This is a genomic window from Nonomuraea composti, assembly GCF_012034275.1.
Taxonomy (GTDB): Bacteria; Actinomycetota; Actinomycetes; order Streptosporangiales; family Streptosporangiaceae; genus Nonomuraea; species Nonomuraea composti.
On record NZ_JAATEP010000056.1, the window covers coordinates 48,097 to 66,037 of the forward strand.

Consider the following 17,941-nt stretch of genomic DNA (forward strand, 5'->3'; position numbering starts at 1 on the left):
GCCTCGTTCCCGCATTCGCTTCGTGTCTATTTCGTCCCCCTAAGGGGGCGGATCATGCCTCTTGTGAGATGTGGGCCCGCCGTACGCGTCTGACCAGGACGAATATGACAGTCAAGGCGAGCAGTGAACCGGCGGCGGCTCCGCCGGCGATCGCCGCGTACACCGTGACCCGCCGCTCGTCCCTCTGGACGACCTTGACGGGGCCGGCGCGCCCGGCCGCGACCGGGCGGGCAGGGTCCTGCGCCTGGGCGCCGGCGGCGGTCTCGGTGTGGCCGGCCAGCCTGGACGCCTCGGTCAGGGCCCTGGCGGCGTTGACGACGCCGAAGCCGGTGGCGGTGTCGTAGCCGCCGGGGGGCCGGTCGGTGGCGCCGGCGGCCAGGGCGCGCGCCACGAGCGGCGGCGACATGTCCGGATACTTCGCCTTGATGAGGGCGGCGACCCCGGACACCAGCGCGGTCGCCTGCGAGGTGCCCCTGCCGACCCAGTACTCGTCGCCGGGGCCCGCCCCCATGATGTCCACGCCGGGCGCGGCCACCAGCACCGAGGAGTTCCAGTTGGAGAACGAGGCCCGCCGCAGCCGCCGGTCGGTCGCCCCCACCGAGACCACTCCGGGGAAGGCGGCGGGATAGGAGTAGGGCGCGAACTCGCCGTCGATCCGCCGGTCGCCGTCGTTGCCCGCGGCGGCGACGAGCACGACGCCCTTGGAGATGGCGTAGCGGATGGCCGCCCGCTCCTCCCTGGTCGCCAGCTCCTTGGAGATCGACATGTTGATCACGTCCGCCCCCTCGTCCACCGCGTAGCGGATGCCCCGGGCCACCACGTTCTCGAAGCGCTCGGCCGAGTTGAACGCGCGGAAACCCGGCTCCTCGTCCTCGAGGATGACCCTTACAGACAGTACGTCCGCGCCGGGCGCGACGCCGATGATCCCGCGCTTTCGTCCCGGCCCGTGCCCGTGCCCGGCGATCAACGAGGCCATGTACGTGCCGTGCAACCTGCTCGGAGGCGTGCCCGGCGGGTTCGCGCCCGCGGTGAAATCCCTTCCCTCGCGGACCGAGCCGGCCAGGTCGCGGTGGCGGGGATCGACGCCGGAGTCGAGCACGGCCACGGTCACCCCGGCGCCCGTGCTGGTGCGCCATGCCTCGGGCAGCGCGAGCGTCCTGATCACGGCCTTCTGCCCGCCGCGGACGTCGTCGGCCCGCGCGGCGGGCGCCACGAACAGCAGCGCCCCGATCAGCGCGACCGCCGCCCCCCGCCGGCCTGCCCTCAGCACTGCCACTCCTGGGAGCCGCAGTCGGGCATCCTGGGCGTGCTCAGCTCGGTCAGCACCCGCTCGGCCAGCTCGGTGGCGAAGGCGAAGATGGCCGGGCGCGGCTCGCCCGCCGCGTCGGCGGGCCGCCCGTCCACCTGCCCGGCGGTGGTCAGCACGAGGTACGGGCCCGCCTGCCGGACCGACCCCGCCTGCCGCACGGCGGCGGTGAACCGGTCGGCCAGCGTGCCGCGGAAGGCCAGCGGGCGCAGCCCGGGAGAGGGCTTGCCGGTGTCGGCGAAGGCGGACTTGGCGCGCACGGCGTTCAGCTCGTCGCGCAACGCGACCACGCCGACGGTGACGAGCACGCCGCGCAGCGCGTCGATGTAGGTGGCCCGCAGCACGCCCCGGCAGCCCGCCTTGCGCAGGGCCTTGATCGCGGGGGGGTCGACGGAGTCGCCGCAGGAGGTGCGCGGCGAGATGCCGATCCTGCTGGCACGTTCCCGCCCGCCCTGCTCGGCGGAGTACGGCAGTGTGGCGGGGAAGATACGGCCGGTGGGCCAGGTACGCCAGCGGTCGGCGACCTCGCGCTCGGCCGCGGCCCGCAGTTCGGCCGCCGTGGGGCCGCGGGTCAGCTCCGTGCCCGCCGCGCTGCCGGCCACCCCGGCGGCCACCGCGCAGATCAGCGTCAGCGCGGAGGCCACCACGAGTGTCGGCCACGGACGGGCGGAATTCACGGCATCGACCTTAACCGGGACGTCCCGGCCAAAACCCCTTAATAGCTGGGCAGGCTCGGGTCGACGGTCTTGACCCAGCTCAGCACGCCGCCGCCGACGTGCACGGCGTCGGAGAAGCCCGCGCTCTTGACGACCGCGAGCGCCTCGGCGGAGCGGGCACCGGACTTGCAGTGCAGGACGATCTTCTTGTCCTGGGGCAGCTTCTCCAGGGCCGAGCCGTTGAGGAACTCGCCCTTCGGGATCAGCGTGGCGCCGGGGATCGAGACGATCTCGTACTCATTGGGCTCGCGGACGTCGACGACGAAGATGTTCTCGCCGCGGTCCATCATGCCCTTGAGCTCGAGCGCGGTGATCGTGGAGCCGCTGGCGGCCTCGGCGGCCTCGTCGGAGATCGCGCCGCAGAACGCCTCGTAGTCGTCGAGCAGCTCGGTGACCGTCGGGTTCTTGCCGCACAGCACGCACTCAGGGTCCTTGCGGACCTTGACGTCGCGGTACTTCATCTCCAGGGCGTCGTAGATCATCAGCCGGCCGACCAGCGGGTCGCCGATGCCGGTGAGCAGCTTGATGGCCTCGTTCACCTGGATCGAGCCGATCGACGCGCACAGCACGCCGAGCACGCCGCCCTCGGCGCACGACGGCACCATGCCGGGAGGCGGGGGCTCCGGGTAGAGGCAGCGGTAGCAAGGCCCGTGCTCGGCCCAGAAGACGCTCGCCTGGCCGTCGAAGCGGTAGATCGAGCCCCAGACGTACGGCTTGCCGAGCAGCACCGCCGCGTCGTTCACCATGTAACGCGTGGCGAAGTTGTCGGTGCCGTCAACGATCAGGTCGTAGCCGGAGAAGATCTCCATGACGTTCTCGGTGGTCAGCGCCGTGTTGTGGATCACGACCTCGACCAGCGGGTTGATCTCACGCACCGACGCCGCGGCGCTCTCGGCCTTCAGCCGGCCCACGTCGGACTGACCGTGGATGATCTGACGCTGCAGGTTGGACTCATCGACCACGTCGAAGTCGATGATGCCGAGGGTGCCGACGCCCGCCGCCGCGAGGTACATCAGCGCGGGCGAGCCCAGGCCCCCGGCGCCCACACACAGCACCTTGGCGTTCTTCAGCCGCTTCTGCCCCGCCATGCCCACGTCGGGAATGATCAGGTGGCGTGAGTAGCGGCGCACTTCGTCGACGGTCAGCTCATCGGCCGGCTCGACCAGCGGTGGCAACGACACTTTTCTACGCTCCCGTTTCAGGGGGTCTCATCTCACAGTGAAACCTAGCTGGGCAGTGGGGCATTCCCCAATCGAGTCTCACCGATCAGACGGCGTGCTTCGGCCGCCACGACCTGCGGCATCTCCATCATCGCCACGTGCCCCGCGGTCGGCAGCAGCACGAGCCTGACCTGCCGGAACGTACGGTACGCCTTCCTGGCCATGGCCGGGCGCACCAGCCGGTCGTGGCGCCCGTGAATGATCAGGGTGCGCGCCCGCACCTTCTCCGCCTGGTGCCACAGGGAGTCTTTCCCGCGGCGGAAGTACTCCGCCACGATGCCGCGCGCCGAGCCGATCATGGCCTCCCCCGCGTACGGGAGGCCGTCGCGCCTGCGCTGCTCCTCGATGGCGTCACGCAGGCGTACGGGGTGCACCGCGTCCATGTTGGCCCAGACCACGGCCATGGAGGCGGTGATGCGCTGCTCCGCCGGGAGCAGCGTCAGCCTGGACGCCACCCATTCGCCCAGCACGGGGATGGCCGCGGCGGCCACGCGCAGCGGTCCGTAGCGGGGCAGCAGGTCCGGCAGGGCCGGCGAGATGAGCGTGAGCGAGCGGACCAGCTCCGGACGGGCGGCGGCGACCCTGACGGCGACGGCGCCGCCGAGCGAGTTGCCGAACAGGTGGGCCGGGCCCGTGTGCTCCAGCAGCCCGATGACGGCCCGTGAGTGGCCCTCCACCGAGTAGTCGCCGTCGGCCGGCGCGGGCGAGAAGCCGGCGCCCGGCAGGTCGATGGCGTGGCCGGTGACCTCGTCCTTGAGCTCGTCCATGAGGTCGGTCCAGTTGGTGGCCGATCCGGCCAGCCCGTGCACGAACACCGCCTGCTCGGCGGGGCCCTCGGGGGTGGACCGGACGTGCACCGAGCCGATCATTCGCCCTGGCCAGTGTGGGATCGGCTCCGCGGTCATACGGTCTCCTCCTTGTCGACCATCGAACGTCTCTTCCCCTTCCATCAACGATAACCATCGCCCCCAGGAGGGGTCTGGATTCCGTACAGAGGGGTTATTTACCGAACTTTCCTGGCAGCACGGGACATACGTCTCGAATGTGTACAGGGGGTACCGCCATGCTCACCACGCGTATCGCCGCCTTCCTCGTCGCCGTGTCGCTGGCGGCAGGTGGGCTCGTCGCCACCGCGGCGAGCGCCGAGGCACGGCCCGGCTGCACGTACCGGGTCGTGCGGGTGAAGACGCGGCTCAACATCCGGGTGGAGCCGCACGGGCGGATCGTGGACAAGCTGTACCCGGGCGACCGCACGTGGGGCAGTTGCAAGAAGCACGGAAAGTGGCGGCGGGTCCACGGGACGGAGATCGGGCGTAGAGGCTTCGCCTTCGGGCGGTACCTGAAGAAGAGGCAGGCGGTAGCAGGTCAAGAGCGGGGCAAAAGTCGTTCCTGATCGTTTGTGGCCGTCACTCTGGGAAATCATTCGAGCACGAGTCGTGACAGACTTCGCCGCCACCGCTGACGGCGCGGTCACGACGATGCGGCAGACATCACCGGGGGCGCCTTTTCCGCCCCCATATCGTGATGGCCCGAGCAATTACCGTACGGGAAGTCCGGGCATTTCTTTTCGCCTCATGAATTCCAGGCCGGAAGTGCCGGGCCGCCGCATGCGCATCCGCACCACCATTCCGTCACCACTATCGCCGGCAGCACACGGACACGGCCGGTGAGCCGCTCAATGGCGCGCGCGCTCACCTTCCATATGCGACACAATCGGACATATCCTCTCATTTCATTTGATAAATGTTTAATGCGAGCAATAAGATTGTTAATGCAGAGCAAAATGGAGTCGTATCTGTTTGCCCGTGCACCGCCCCGGAAATGTCTTTCGGTGGATGAGCCTTCAGCAGCCGTCCAAGATCTGTTTCCTGGCAATCCGGAAACGCCGAGAACGGGGCAATCGATCCTTTAGGGGGAAACACAATGCCCAAGCTCAAGAGTGTTATCGCAGGCCTCGCCATCAGCACGGCGCTGACCGGCGGCATGGTGGGCGCGGGCGCGGCGACGTCCGCGGCCAGCGCGACCACCCAGTTCAGCACCGGCACGTCCCTTCGCACGGACGACGGCTGGGGCTGGGGGCGTCGTCACCACCACCACCACCGTCACCACAACCACCGCTGCGGCCGGGGCCACCACCACGGCGGCGGCTGGGGCTGGGGCTGGGGCTGGGGCGGCCGGCGTCACCACCGTGGTCAGGTGTGCATCGTCATCCGCAACAACAACCACAACGACAACGGGCCCAGCCACCACGACAACGGCGACGACAAGTAACCGTGCGTCAATGGCGCAAGGAGTTCTCGGGGCGGCCTGATTAACCGTCGCGGCTGGGCCTGAGGTTCATTTCTCCTCGTCTTCACGGCAACCATGGGTGAGGGCTCCCCCGGCATCGGCCGGGGGGCCCTCGCTACGTCATTTCCCGGCTCGTTCGCGGGCCGGGATTTCGGCGTCCGGGGGTGCCGCGGGCACGGTTCCTTGATTTCGGCGTCCGAGGGGTGTTGCGGGCGTGGTTCCTTGTGTGCTGTTCATGTGCTGCCCTCGTGTTGGACAAAAACGGACAATTCCGGTTTGTCGCCCTTTAGGTCGGAAATATGCACTGTGCGGATGGCTTGCTAGTCGTCATCCGTAACGGGGCAATCGAATCCTTTAGGGGGAAAACGCAATGCCCAAGCTCAAAAGTGTTATCGCAGGTCTCGCCATCAGCACCGCGCTGACCGGCGGCGTGGTGAGCGCGGGGGCCGCCACCACCGCCGCCAGCGCTGACGCCGCCACACAGGTCACCACCGGCACGTCCGTCCTCGCCGGCAACCACTGCGGGTGGGGCTGGCGCCGCTGCGGAGGCTGGGGCTGGGGGTGGAACCGCTGGAAGAGGTGGGGCCACCGTCACCACGGCCACGGCCGGATCAGGATCGTCATCGTCAACAGGAACTACAACAACAACGGTCATCACCGTGATCGGTGGTAGAACCTCTGGCTGACGAGCCCGCCGCTGGGCGATGAGCTCGGGCCGTACCTCACGTGAGTGCCCGCGTTCGCCGGGGAACGACATCCGCCCTCTCACCAAGAACGGACGTCACACCCGGAGGACGCGGGCACTCCGCACGCCCGGGCCCGCACGCCCGGGCCCGCACGCCCGGGCCGTACGGCCCGGAGTGCTCGCCGCTCCCTTCACACCACCGCTCGCCGCTCCCTTCATATGGTCGCGCGCCGCTCCTCACATTGAGCGCCACCCCCTCGCGCCACGCCCCGCTTCTCGCACTCCGAGCACCCCCTCACGGCACGCTCCCACTCCTCGCACTAAGCGCCGCCCATTCGCGCGATGCCCATTCCTCGCACTCGGCGCCACTGCTCGCGTCACGCCGCACTGCTCCCGTCACGCCGCACTGCTTCCGTCACGCCGCATCGCTCGCACCGAGCGCCACTCCGTTGCGCTGAGCATCGCCCTCGGGATGTGCGCCGCTCCCCCACATGCGGACCGCCTTCGCGGCAGACGGGCGAGGCGGCACGCGGCAGGCGGCATGGGCAGCGGGCGAGGCGCGGCCGAGATACAGGGCGCGGCATGCGCCACGGGGATGGCGCGCGCAGGGCGTGTGGGGAGCGGCGTACAACTCCTTGCGCTCGGCCCCGCCGGCCTTTACCTCCGGAGGCCGTTATGTAAAAGGCGCCGGAAACGCAACGGGGGCCCTCCGGGCAAATGCCGGAGAGCCCCCGCCGAAAGCGCCATGAGACGAGGAGAAACCCTACGCCGTCAACGCCCGGTCGTATCAGTCCTTGGTGTCGTCGGTCTTGTCGTCATTCTTGTCCGACCGCGAGTGGTGGTTGCGGTTGTAGTTGTTGTTGTAGACCTTGATCTTCACGTGCATGCGGTGGTGGTGACGCCGGTGGCCCCAGCCCCAGCCTCCGCCGCAGCGGCGCCAGCCCCACCCGCAGTGGTTGCCGGCAAGGACGGAGGCACCGGTGCCGACCTGGGTGGCGGCGTCGGCGGTGGCCATGGTGGTGGCGGCACCCGCGCTCACCACACCACCGGTCAGCGCGGTGCTGATGGCGAGGCCGGCGAGGACACTTTTGAGCTTGGGCATTGCGTTTTCCCCCTAAAGGATCGGTTGCCCCGTTCTCGTGGTTTCCGGATTACCCGGAAGCACATCCACGATGTGTCATTTCCGGCAGATGCACGGGCAAACAGGCACGACTCCTTTTTGCTCTGCATTAAGAATCTTATTGCTCGCCTTAAAGATGTATCCAATGAAAAAACACTAATTATCCGGATATGTCCATTTCCCGAAGGGGCCGCACGCCCCGGCGGCGGTACACCCGTTCCCTGCAGCGGCGAACGTTCGCGGCCGGCGAGGCACCTGGCACGCTCAGGACGCGTATGGCGGCGCGCAGAGCCCGCTGTGCACGCATGTGGACAGAGCCGGCTGTGGACGCACGCGCACAGGGCCCGACATGCATACATGCGCACAACCCGCGGCGCACGCATGGGCCGCCCCTGTGCACGTCCCAGGTGCGGCAGGCGGAGAGTTCAGGCGGACTTGCGGGTCTTCCGCTTGGGGGCGGCCTTCTCCTCGTCCTTGGACTCCTTGGACTCCTTGGAATCCTTGGACTCCTTGGCGTCCTTCGCCGGCTTGCCCGCCGCCTTCTTCGGCCTGGCGGGCTCGCCGCCCCCGCGTTCGCGCTTGGCGGCCTCCACGCTCGCCCGCAGCGCCGCCATGAGGTCGACGGCCGGGCCGGCCTCTTCCTCCTCGCGGGCGGGGATGACCTCCTTGCCCGCCACCTTCGCCTCGATCACCTGCTGCAACGCCTCGCGGTAGGTGTCGTGGTACTCGGCGGGGTCGAAGTCGGACTCCATGGTGGTGATGAGGGATTCGGCCATCTTGAGCTCCTGGGCGCGGACCTCGATGTCCTCCTCCAGGAACGCGAAGTCGGGCGTGCGGATCTCGTCCGGCCAGAGCATCGTCTCCAGGACGAACACCCCGTCCCGGACGCGCAGCGTGGCCAGCGACTCGCGTTGCCGCAGCGCCACCTTGACGACGGCGACCTGCCCGGAGCTCTCCAGCGCGTTGCGCAGCAGCACGTACGGCTTGGCCCCTTGGGCGTCGGGCTCCAGGTAGTACGACTTGGCGAAGTAGATGGGGTCGATCTGCTCGGCCGGCGTGAACTGCAGCACGTCGATCCGGCGGGACGTGCTGAGCGGCAGGTCCTCGAAGTCCTCGTCGGTGAGCACGACCATCTCGCCGGAGGCGAGCTCGTAGCCCTTGGCGATGTCGGCGTAGGGGACCTCCTCGCCGTCCTGCGTGCAGACCCGCTTGTAGCGGATGCGGCCGCCGTCGGCGCGGTGGACCTGGTGGAACGACACGTCCTTCTGCTCGGTGGCCGAGTAGAGCTTGACGGGGATCGTGACCAGCCCGAAGGAGATCGCACCTTTCCAGATGCTGCGCATAGGGCACCCCTCAGCTCTCAACCGGCCCGGCAATGGGCACATACCCCTCATGGGGCAACCAATGCCATACCCGGTCGAACCGATGCTGGCCGTACCTGGGGAACTCCCCTCCGATCGCGAGCAGTACGGCCTCGAGGTCAAGTGGGACGGCATCCGCGCCCTCGTCCATCTGGACGGCGGGATGAGACTGACGGGGAGGCACGGGGCCGACTACACGCGGCGCTATCCGGAGATTTCCGGCTTCGGGCTGAAGAGTGCGGTCCTGGACGGCGAGCTCGTGGCGCTCGACCAGCACGGCCGGCCCAGCTTCCTGCGGCTCCAGCGGCGCATGCACCTGACCGATCCCGAGCCGGCCATGCTGGAGCTGTACCCGATCACGTACGTGCCGTTCGACCTGCTCTATCTCGACGGCACGCCGCTGTTCGACCTGTCGTACCGGGATCGCAGGGCGCTGCTGGACGAGCTGGACATCGGCGCGCCCCCGTACTTCCCGGGCGAGTCCGACCTGCTCTCGGCCACGTACGAGCAGGGGCTCGAAGGCGTGGTGGCCAAGCGGCTCGACTCCCCCTACCGCTCGGGCGTGCGGACCCCCTGGTGGATCAAGGTCAAGAACCTCACCACGCGGGAGGTCGTCATCGGCGGCTGGAAGCCCGGCAAGGGCCGGCGTTCGGGCGGGGTCGGCTCGCTGGTGCTGGGCGCGTTCACGGGCGAGGGGCTGACGTACGTCGGACACGTCGGCACGGGGTTCACCGACACGGTGCTGGACGAGCTGTACGCGTTGCTGCGACCGCTGGAGATCCCGCGCAGCCCGTTCCGCAACCAGGTGCCGTGGCGGAATCGGTGGGTTAGGCCCGATCTCGTCGGGGAGGTGGCCTACACGATGTGGACCGACGAGCAACGGCTGCGGCACCCCGTGTGGCGCGGTCTGCGCCCCGACAAGTTCCCCGCGGAGGTGACGCTGTGAAGGTGCCGGTCAAGGTGGACGGCCGCGAGCTGACCCTGAGCAACCTCGACAAGGTGCTCTATCCCGACTACGGCTTCACGAAGGCCGAGGTCATCGACTACTACAGCCGCATCGCCCCCGTCCTGCTGCCCCACCTGCGCGGCCGTCCCCTGACCGTCAAGCGCTACCCGAACGGCGTCACCGGCCAGTCCTTCTTCGAGAAGAACGCCCCCGACCACACCCCCGACTGGGTCCGGCGCGTGAACCTGCCCGCCCCGGGCAGCACCAAGAACCGCGAGACTATCGACTTCGCCGTCGTGGAGGACCTGCCCACGCTCGTCTACTACGCGAACCTGGCCGCCCTGGAGCTCCACGTGCCGCAGTGGCGGGTGGACGAGGACGGCCGGGCGCTGCCGCCCGACACGCTCGTGTTCGACCTCGACCCGGGGCCGCCGGCGACGATCGTCGAGTGCACGCGCGTGGCGCTCCTGCTGCGCGACGTACTGAAGCAGGAAGGGCTGAAAGCCCTGCCGAAGACCAGCGGGAGCAAGGGCATGCAGCTGTACGCGGACTGGGACTGCCGCGAGGAGCCGTCCGCGTACGCCAAGAGGCTCGCTCAGCTCCTGGAGAAGGAGCACCCCGACCAGATCGTCAGCGTGATGACGAAGAAGCTGCGGCCTGGCAAGGTGTTCATCGACTGGAGCCAGAACAACCCGGCCAAGACCACCGTCGCCCCCTACTCCCTGCGGGCCAAGGACCAGCCCACGGTCTCGACCCCGCTCACGTGGAAGGAGGTCGAGAGCTGTGAACACCCCGACGATCTGGTGTTCACCGCGCCGGACGCCCTGGCCAGGGTGGAGAAGCGCGGCGACCTTTTCGGCCGGGCGTAGGCTGGATCCGTCCGTACCGAGAGGGGACCTGAACATGTCGGAGATGGACATACGCGGGGACGAAGGCCCTTACGCCGAAGAGGAGGGGGAGAGGTCGATCGAGACACCGGAGGCCGACGCGGCCGAGCAGCAGCGCGAGGTGCTCCAGAGCGTGGGGCGGCTGCGCCGCGAGGTGCCGTTCGACGCCGACCCGGCCGACGCCGCCGACCAGGACCGCGTGGTCGATCTCGACGACGACGACTACCGCTGACCCCGGCCGGTTCCGACGCGATGCCGGCTCGCCATCGACGCGGTGGCGGGCCCGGCCTCGGGCCTGGTGATCGGCAGGGTGGCGGTGACCTGCGCAGAGACGGCGCACCTGGCGGCGGCTGCCGCCGGCAGGTGGCCCGCCCGCACGTAGGATGTGCGCGCATAGCATCACTGTGTGCGTACGCGCAGCACGCACAGCCCGCCTGAGAGACCAATGGAGACCCGCGTGACCGCAACCCCGGATGCCAAGCCCCGGGGCACCCGGCTGCCCCGACTGGCCCGACGCCGGCAGCTTCTGAGCGCCGCGCAGGAAGTGTTCGTGGAGAACGGCTATCACGCGGCCGCCATGGACGAGATCGCCGAGCGGGCCGGGGTCAGCAAGCCGGTGCTCTACCAGCACTTCCCCGGCAAGCTGGAGCTCTACCTCGCGCTGCTCGACCTCCACGTCGACGACATGGTCAACCGCTGCCGCGAGGCGCTGGCCTCCACCCACGAGAACAAACTGCGCGTACAAGCCACCTTCAGCGCGTTCTTCGACTTCGTCTCCAGCCAGGGCGAGGCGTTCCGCCTGGTCTTCGAGTCCGACCTGCGCAACGTCGCGCCCGTGCGCCAGCGCGTGGAGCGCTCGCTGCGCGAGTGCGCCGAAATGGTCAGCGAGCTCATCCAGGAGGACACCGGGTGCACCAGTGACGAGGCGCACCTGCTCGGGGTCGGCCTCGTCGGCATGGCCGAGGTGAGCGCCCGCTACTGGGTGACCACGCACGGCTCGATCCCGAAGGACGCGGCCGAGCAACTCATGGCCCGGCTGGCCTGGCGAGGCATCAGCGGTTTTCCGCGTACGGCATAACCCGTTCGCTCGGCGCGATCATTCGCCCCGCTGCGAGCTCCGACCGGCGACGATGGGAGAGAGCCAGCCCGTCGACTAGGGAGCCACCATGGAAGTCAAGATCGGCGTACGCTCCGTACACCGCGAGCTCGTTGTCGAGACCGACCTCAGCGCCGAGCAGGTCGAAGAGGAGATCAGAAACGCCCTGTCGGTCGATCGCGGCGGCGTGTTCGCCATCACCGACGTGAAGGGCCGGCGGGTCGTGGTGCCGGTGGCCGCGCTCGGCTTCGTCGAAATCGGCGAGGACGAAGCCCGGCCGGTCGGCTTCGGCGGCACGCTCTAGCAAGCTCAGCTCCAGCGGTTGAGCTGGGGCGGGGGGTACGGCCCGCCACGCCGTACCTCTCACGAGCCCCGACCCGCCTGCATGCACCGCCGCGCAACGCCCCCAGCCACGGGACCCACCACCGCTCACCGGCCGCGGGCGGGCACCTCCGCGTGACACAGCAGCCCGCCGGCCTCACGGCTCGACGCTCGGTGCGAGGCGCTGGGCGTGCGCCTGCTTGCCGTGCCCCGACACGGCGGGCGTGGGTGGCACCGGCAGCCCCGCCGCCGGCGCCGGGAGCGGAGCCCGCCAGAGCGCGCGGCAAGCGGGCACGGCTCAGGGCCGGGTCAGGGCCGGCGTTGGGGGCGTGGGAGGAGGCAGCCGCGGGGGTGCCGGGCGCGGAGGATGGTGGCGCACCTTGGGTCGGAGGCCGGGCAGCGCGCGCTCTCCCTTCGCAGTACGGCGCGCGTAGCCCAGCGATTCGGCCCACATCTCGTCAAGGAACTGCCGTAGCGGCGCGAGGCCCTCATGTTGGCACGCTACAACCGTTCCGCGCCGCGCGCCGCCCGATGGCGAGACGATCAGATGCCTGTCGCAGGCATGCGGGTTCCGTCGCGAGGATGCGGGTGCCCATCCCGATGATCACATGCCCGGCGCCGCCGGTCAGATGCCCATCGCGGCCATGCGCTTGTTGTGTGCCTCCGTCAGCTTGGCGAACAGGCGGGAGATGTCCGCGTGGCCTTCCTGCTGGGACTCCATCAGGAGCAGGGCCAGCTCGGGCCGGGCGGAGGCGACCTGCTGGCCCTGGCTGAGGGCCTCGCCGACCAGGCGCCGCGCCCACAGCGCGAGGCGGCCGGCCTCGGCGGGGTGGGCCTCGATGGCGGCCCTGACGCGTTCGACGGCGAACTGGGAGCGGCCCTCGTCCACGAGCACCTCGTCGACGAGCTTGGCGATCGACGGGTCGAGGAGCCGGGCCGCCTCGCGGTAGAAGTCGAGGGCGATGCCGTCGCCCACGTAGGTCTTGACCAGCGCCTGGAGCCAGTCGGTCGGCCTCGTCTGCGCGTGCCAGGCGTCCAGCGCGCTGACGAACGGCGTCATCGCCGCGTCGGGGTCGGCGCCGAGTTCGGTGAGCCGGTCACGCAGGAGGCGGAAGTGGGCGTACTCGGTGACGGCCAGCTCGCTCAGCGCCGCCCGGTCGGCCAGGGAGGGCGCGAGCGTGGCCGCGTCCTCGGTCATCCGCGCGTACGCGCTGAGCTCCGCGTAGGCCAGCACACCGAGCAGGTCGACGACTCCAGGGGACTCCTTCATGGAAGGCAGCGTACTTCGGAGAAACTTCGGGAACATACGCAAGCTCGGTCAGCGTTGTGGTATCGAGTACACTGCTCTGTGAAAGTGCGACCGCACTGTGTTAATTCGGGGGAATCCCCCGATTACCCCCCGAATCCCCGGGTGCGCGGTCGCTGATGACGCGAGAGGGCTGGCTCTACCGCGAGGACCCACGACACGGGGGCTGTTTTCCGCCCGTCGGTCCCGGCAGGCCCGCCTTCATTTGAGACTGAGGCAGGCCACGCTGACGACTTTCCGAGACCTCGGAGTCACACCAGAGATCGCCGATGCCCTCGAGACCGAGGGTATCGTCACACCGTTCCCCATCCAGGAGATGGCGCTCCCGCTCGCGCTGAGCGGCCAGGACCTGATCGGCCAGGCACGCACCGGCACGGGCAAGACCTACGCGTTCGGCATCGCGATGCTGCAGAGCATCGGCAAGCCGCGCAAGAACCGCAAGAAGCCCCGCGGGCTCGTCATCGTGCCGACCCGCGAGCTGGCCACGCAGGTCAGCGAGGACCTCGTGACCGCCGCCGGCAAGCTCGGCTCGCGGGTTCTCACCGTGTACGGCGGGCGCGCGTACGAGCCGCAGATCGAGGCGCTCAAGGCCGGGGTCGACGTCATCGTCGGCACCCCGGGCCGCCTGCTCGACCTGGTCAAGCAGAAGCACCTCGACCTGAGCCAGATCACCTCGCTCGTGCTCGACGAGGCCGACCGCATGCTCGACCTGGGCTTCCTGCCCGACATCGAGCGGATCTTCAAGCTGATCCCGGCGGAGCGGCAGACGATGTTGTTCTCGGCGACGATGCCGGGCGAGATCGTGTCGCTGTCGCGCAAGTACCTCAACCGGCCGACGCACGTACGGGCCGAGTCCGACAGCGGTGAGGGCGAGACCACGCCGCAGGTGCGCCAGATCGTGTGGCGTACGCACCGCATGGACAAGATCGAGATCCTCGCGCGGCTGCTGCAGGCCGACGGCCGCGGGCTCACCATGGTCTTCTGCGAGACCAAGCGGGCCTGCGACATGGTCGCCGAGCAGCTCGACACGCGTGGTTTCGCGGTCGCGGCCGTGCACGGCGACCTCGGCCAGGGCCAGCGCGAGCAGGCGCTGCGCGCGTTCCGCAACGGCAAGATCGACGTGCTGGTGGCCACCGACGTGGCCGCCCGCGGCATCGACATCGACGACGTCACCCACGTGGTCAACTACGACTGCCCCACGGAGGACAAGACCTACGTGCACCGCATCGGCCGCACCGGCCGGGCCGGGCGCACGGGGATCGCGGTCACGTTCGTGGAGTGGGAGGAGCTGACCCGCTGGAAGATGATCAACCAGATGCTCGGGCTCGACTTCGCCGAGCCGGAGGAGACCTACTCCACCTCGCCGCACGTCTACTCGGAGCTGAGCATCCCCGAGGGCACCAAGGGCGTCCTGCCGCACGCCGCGCGCTCCCGCGCCGGCCTGTCGGCCGAGCGCATCGAGGACCTCGGCGAGACCGGCCGCACCCGCACGCGTGGCGGGCGCCGCCGTGACGAGCGCGAGGAGCGCCCTGCCCGTACGCCCCGCCAGCGCCGCCGCACCCGCGGCGGGAAGGAGCTGGCGGAGACCGCACCCGTCGAGAGGCCGGAGGTCGAGCTCGTGGATGCCAAGACGGAGGAGACTCCGGCGATCTTCACTGCGGACGAGATCCAGGCGGCGGGTGAGCCCAGGCGCACCCGTACGCGCAGGGGCGCCGCTTCCTCGGCCATCGAGCAGGCGCTCGCCGACGCCCCTGAGGCGCCGGCCAAGCGCACCCGCTCGCGCAAGGCCGCCGCTGAGGAGCCCGCCGAGGCGCCGGCCGCCACCGCTCGTACGACCTCCGAGGAGGAGGTCGCGCAGGCGCCGGCCAAGCGCACGCGGACGCGCCGGGCGGCTGCCCCCGCCGAGACCGAGGCCGAGACCCGGGTCGAGGCCAGGCCGGACGCGGTGGAGACGGCCACCACGACGGTCGCGGAGCGGGAGCGCCAGGCCGCCGCGCCGGCTCAGCCTGTGGCGGCGCAGCCCGCGCCGGCTCAGTCGGCCCCGGTCCAGCCCGCATCGGTGCCGGAGCCGAGCTTCCTGTCGACGCCGCCTCCGCCGGCGCGCCGGGAGCCTGAGCGGATCATCCCGCCCAGCCCGTTCACGGTCATCTTCCAGTCGCCGGACCTGGCGACGGACGACGACGACATCGCGCCGTCGGCGGCGACCGAGCGCAAGCAGCAGCGGCGCCAGTCCCGGGGTGGCGGCGGTGGCGGCAACCGCCGTCGCGCCGGCTGACCTTCCGGCGACACCGGCCCGTGTGTGAAGGCGCGCACCCTTGCGAGGGTGCGCGCCTTCCTGCGTTCCCAGGTGCCTTCCTGCGTTCCCAGGCGCCTTCCGCCGGCGAGCGGCTCGCCCTCGCGGGCGCAGGACGGCGGGCGGGGCGGCGGAACGGGGGCGCTGGACGGGCCACGGGGCGGCAGGCCGGCGCCGTGAGCGGGGTCTCAGGCGGCAGGACTGCGCGCGGGCGGGTCTCAGGGGCGGCGGGACGGGGCCATGGGCAGGCTGCAGGCGGGGGAACGGCCGTGGGTGGCCTGAGGCGGCGGCGCGGGCTGCTACCCCTCCCGATGTGCCCGGCAGGGGTACGGGGACGGCAGGCGCGCGCTCAGCGCCGTCCACGGCCCCCTGTGCGAGCCGCCTGAGGGCGTCGGCGGGGTGAGCCGGAATTCACCCGCTCCGGTATCCGGAACACCCCGCCGGGGCCCGAGGGCCGCATGTAAGGCGTCCACGGAGGTGGCGGGCCGGATCGGGAGATCACGCATACCCGGCAACTCCTCAGAACTCGCACCAGCGTAGGAGCCATGCCGGTGTCGAGGCGCTGACCTCTGGGTATTGTTGCCCCACGTGAGTACGCCGCGATTCCTCGACCTGCCTCCTGGCGTCACCCCGCAGAAGATCGAGACGCCACAGGGCACGTTCGCGGCCCTGGAGGCCATTCCGGTCAGTGGTGTGGTTGAGCGCTGGCCCGCGATCCTGGTCCCCGGCCTGACGGGCAGCAAGGAGGACTTCATCGCGGTCCTGATGACCCTGGCCCAGTCGGGCCGCCGGGTGGTGGCGATCGATCTGCGCGGCCAGTACGAGACTCCGGGCCCCGACGATCCGGCGGCCTACACGTGCGCGGCGCTGGGCGCCGACGTGGACGCGCTGTCGCAGGTGATCGGCGGCGGTGACCCCGTTCATCTGGTGGGTCACTCGTTCGGCGGGCTGGTGGGCCGGGAGGCGGTGATCGACGGGCGCACGCGGTTCGCCTCGTTCACGTTGATGGGCTCCGGGCCGGGCGCGATCGAGGGCAGGCGGGCGCGGGCCGGCAGGAAGATCATGGAGGAGGTGCCGGCATTGGGCCTGGAGGCGGTCTGGCACTCCAGGTTCGAGCCGGAGGTGCTGGCGCAGGACGTGCCGGACGAGATCATGGAGTTCCTGCACAAGCGCCTGCTGGCCAACTCCCCCACGGGTTTGTCGTGCATGGCCGAGCAGGTGCTGTCGATGCACGACCGTACCGACGAGCTGCGCCAGATCGAGGTGCCCACGCTCGTCCTGTACGGCGAGCACGACGACGGCTGGCCGCCCGAGGCGCAGTCGGAGATGGCGGCCAGGCTCGGGGCCGACTGCGTGGTGGTGCCGGGCGCGGTGCACTCCCCCGCCGTCGAGGCGCCGGAGACGACGGCGGCGGCGCTGGTGCGGTTCTGGAACGCCGCCGAGAAACACTTTTTGGACATCAGGTCCAATGCGGTGTAACCATGTACTTACTATGGAAGACATCGCCGTCCAGCCGCCGCAGAGCGCGACCTGGCAGGTGCACCTCGACCGCACGATGTGGGTGGGCGGGGTGCGCGGCCTCATGCTGCAGGCGCTGCACCCGCTGGCCATGCTGGGCGTCTGGCAGAACTCCAACTTCCAGGAGGACCCGTTCGGCCGCCTGCGCCGCACGGCCGACTTCGTGGGGCGGGTGACGTTCGGCAGCCCCGAGGAGGCCGACGAGATCGGCAGGCGGGTGCGCGGCATCCACCGGGCGCTGCGCGTCCGCGACCCCCAGACCGGCCGGACGCACCGGGTCGACGATCCCGAGCTGCTGCTGTGGGTGCACTGCGCGGAGGTGTCGTCGTACCTGGAGGTGGCCAGGCGCGGCGGGCTGGGGCTCAGCGAGCGCCAGGCCGACCGCTACCTGTACGAGCAGCGCAGGAGCGCCACCTACGTCGGCCTGCACCTCGACGACGTGCCCGGCTCGTGCGCCGAGCTGGACGCCTACTTCAAGCAGGTGCGCCCGAGCCTGCGCGTGACGCCCGAGGCGGTCTCGACGGTGCGGTTCCTGCTGTGGCCGCGGCTGCCGCGCGAGCTGCGCGCGCTGTCGCCGGGCAAGCCGCTCTACTTCCCGTTCGGCGCGCTGTGCTACTACACGCTGCCGGGCTGGGCCAGGCGCATGTACGGCGTGCTGCCCGAGGTGCCGCAGGCGGCGGTCACGGCGGCGCTCAAGGCGTTCAGGCTGGGCCTGAACTCCCTGCCCGAGCCCCTGCACGACCGCGCCTTCATGCCCGCCACCCGGCAGATGCTCCAGGCGTCGAGAGAACGGCTGGGCGCCGCGGGCTACGACGTCCGCAAGGGGCTCAAGGGCCTGACCGATCCGCGCCGCTGGCCCAGGGCAGGCCGGTGACGG

The 17,941-nt window shown here is 70.2% G+C and carries 18 protein-coding genes; 11 read left to right on the top strand and 7 right to left on the bottom strand.

Annotated features, from left to right (window positions below; translation table 11 throughout):
- Positions 1 to 52: 52 nt before the first annotated feature.
- The 4 genes from HCN51_RS47070 to HCN51_RS47085 are packed head-to-tail and all read right to left on the bottom strand — an operon-like array spanning position 53 to position 4,147.
- On the bottom strand, positions 53 to 1,270 hold the full coding sequence (locus HCN51_RS47070; protein WP_168018427.1) for a S8 family serine peptidase: 1,218 nt from the start codon (positions 1,268 to 1,270) through the stop codon (positions 53 to 55).
- On the bottom strand, positions 1,264 to 1,983 hold the full coding sequence (locus HCN51_RS47075; RefSeq protein ID WP_346434047.1) for a hypothetical protein: 720 nt from the start codon (positions 1,981 to 1,983) through the stop codon (positions 1,264 to 1,266). The genes HCN51_RS47070 and HCN51_RS47075 overlap by 7 nt, the downstream gene beginning before the upstream one ends.
- Before the next feature lie 38 nt (positions 1,984 to 2,021).
- A complete protein-coding gene (gene moeZ, locus HCN51_RS47080; RefSeq protein ID WP_168018428.1) occupies positions 2,022 to 3,203 on the bottom strand; it encodes an adenylyltransferase/sulfurtransferase MoeZ in 1,182 nt (393 codons plus the stop codon).
- Positions 3,204 to 3,247: 44 nt separating this feature from the next.
- On the bottom strand, positions 3,248 to 4,147 hold the full coding sequence (locus tag HCN51_RS47085; RefSeq protein WP_080045278.1) for an alpha/beta fold hydrolase: 900 nt from the start codon (positions 4,145 to 4,147) through the stop codon (positions 3,248 to 3,250).
- Positions 4,148 to 4,305: 158 nt separating this feature from the next.
- On the opposite strand from HCN51_RS47085, the gene HCN51_RS47090 reads away from it, so the two are divergent.
- The 3 genes from HCN51_RS47090 (at position 4,306) to HCN51_RS47100 (ending at position 6,204) form a co-directional block, all read left to right on the top strand.
- On the top strand, positions 4,306 to 4,635 hold the full coding sequence (locus HCN51_RS47090; RefSeq protein ID WP_168018429.1) for an SH3 domain-containing protein: 330 nt from the start codon (positions 4,306 to 4,308) through the stop codon (positions 4,633 to 4,635).
- 530 nt (positions 4,636 to 5,165) lie between these two features.
- The gene (locus HCN51_RS47095) at positions 5,166 to 5,513 is read left to right on the top strand and encodes a hypothetical protein (RefSeq protein ID WP_168018430.1); all 348 of its coding nucleotides are present in this window, start codon (positions 5,166 to 5,168) and stop codon (positions 5,511 to 5,513) included.
- Between the two features lie 388 nt (positions 5,514 to 5,901).
- A complete protein-coding gene (locus HCN51_RS47100; RefSeq protein WP_080045276.1) occupies positions 5,902 to 6,204 on the top strand; it encodes a hypothetical protein in 303 nt (100 codons plus the stop codon).
- Between the two features lie 799 nt (positions 6,205 to 7,003).
- Here the strand turns inward: HCN51_RS47100 and HCN51_RS47105 are convergent.
- The gene (locus HCN51_RS47105) at positions 7,004 to 7,318 is read right to left on the bottom strand and encodes a hypothetical protein (protein ID WP_168018431.1); all 315 of its coding nucleotides are present in this window, start codon (positions 7,316 to 7,318) and stop codon (positions 7,004 to 7,006) included.
- A 443-nt stretch (positions 7,319 to 7,761) separates the two neighbouring features.
- Positions 7,762 to 8,679 (bottom strand): non-homologous end joining protein Ku, encoded by a 918-nt coding sequence (gene ku / locus HCN51_RS47110; RefSeq protein ID WP_168018432.1) that lies wholly within the window; start codon positions 8,677 to 8,679, stop codon positions 7,762 to 7,764.
- Positions 8,680 to 8,740: 61 nt separating this feature from the next.
- On the opposite strand from ku, the gene ligD (HCN51_RS47115) reads away from it, so the two are divergent.
- The 5 genes from ligD (HCN51_RS47115) to HCN51_RS47135 all read left to right on the top strand — a co-directional run bounded on the left by ligD (HCN51_RS47115) (position 8,741) and on the right by HCN51_RS47135 (position 11,930).
- Positions 8,741 to 9,643 carry a non-homologous end-joining DNA ligase gene (gene ligD / locus HCN51_RS47115; protein WP_240973981.1) on the top strand — a complete coding sequence of 301 codons (903 nt, stop codon included), beginning with the start codon at positions 8,741 to 8,743 and terminating at the stop codon, positions 9,641 to 9,643.
- Entirely contained in the window at positions 9,640 to 10,512 is an 873-nt protein-coding gene (ligD, locus tag HCN51_RS47120; protein WP_168018434.1) for a non-homologous end-joining DNA ligase, read from the top strand. Before ligD (HCN51_RS47115) ends, ligD (HCN51_RS47120) begins: the two co-directional genes overlap by 4 nt.
- Positions 10,513 to 10,555: 43 nt before the next feature.
- The gene (locus HCN51_RS47125) at positions 10,556 to 10,762 is read left to right on the top strand and encodes a hypothetical protein (RefSeq protein WP_080047509.1); all 207 of its coding nucleotides are present in this window, start codon (positions 10,556 to 10,558) and stop codon (positions 10,760 to 10,762) included.
- A gap of 225 nt (positions 10,763 to 10,987) precedes the next feature.
- Positions 10,988 to 11,608 (top strand): TetR/AcrR family transcriptional regulator, encoded by a 621-nt coding sequence (locus HCN51_RS47130; protein ID WP_168018435.1) that lies wholly within the window; start codon positions 10,988 to 10,990, stop codon positions 11,606 to 11,608.
- 88 nt (positions 11,609 to 11,696) lie between these two features.
- Complete coding sequence (locus tag HCN51_RS47135; protein WP_080045270.1) at positions 11,697 to 11,930, top strand: DUF3107 domain-containing protein; 234 nt, start codon at positions 11,697 to 11,699, stop codon at positions 11,928 to 11,930.
- Between the two features lie 642 nt (positions 11,931 to 12,572).
- Here HCN51_RS47135 and HCN51_RS47140 read toward each other — a convergent pair.
- Positions 12,573 to 13,217, bottom strand: coding sequence for a ferritin-like fold-containing protein (locus HCN51_RS47140; protein WP_168018436.1), 645 nt, complete (start codon positions 13,215 to 13,217; stop codon positions 12,573 to 12,575).
- 352 nt (positions 13,218 to 13,569) lie between these two features.
- On the opposite strand from HCN51_RS47140, the gene HCN51_RS47145 reads away from it, so the two are divergent.
- The 3 genes from HCN51_RS47145 (at position 13,570) to HCN51_RS47155 (ending at position 17,938) form a co-directional block, all read left to right on the top strand.
- Positions 13,570 to 15,528, top strand: a complete 1,959-nt coding sequence (locus HCN51_RS47145) for a DEAD/DEAH box helicase (RefSeq protein ID WP_206068700.1) — start codon at positions 13,570 to 13,572, stop codon at positions 15,526 to 15,528.
- Positions 15,529 to 16,134: 606 nt separating this feature from the next.
- Complete coding sequence (locus tag HCN51_RS47150) at positions 16,135 to 17,025, top strand: alpha/beta fold hydrolase (protein ID WP_080045268.1); 891 nt, start codon at positions 16,135 to 16,137, stop codon at positions 17,023 to 17,025.
- Positions 17,026 to 17,038: 13 nt separating this feature from the next.
- On the top strand, positions 17,039 to 17,938 hold the full coding sequence (locus HCN51_RS47155; RefSeq protein WP_240973982.1) for an oxygenase MpaB family protein: 900 nt from the start codon (positions 17,039 to 17,041) through the stop codon (positions 17,936 to 17,938).
- Positions 17,939 to 17,941 lie beyond the last annotated feature (3 nt).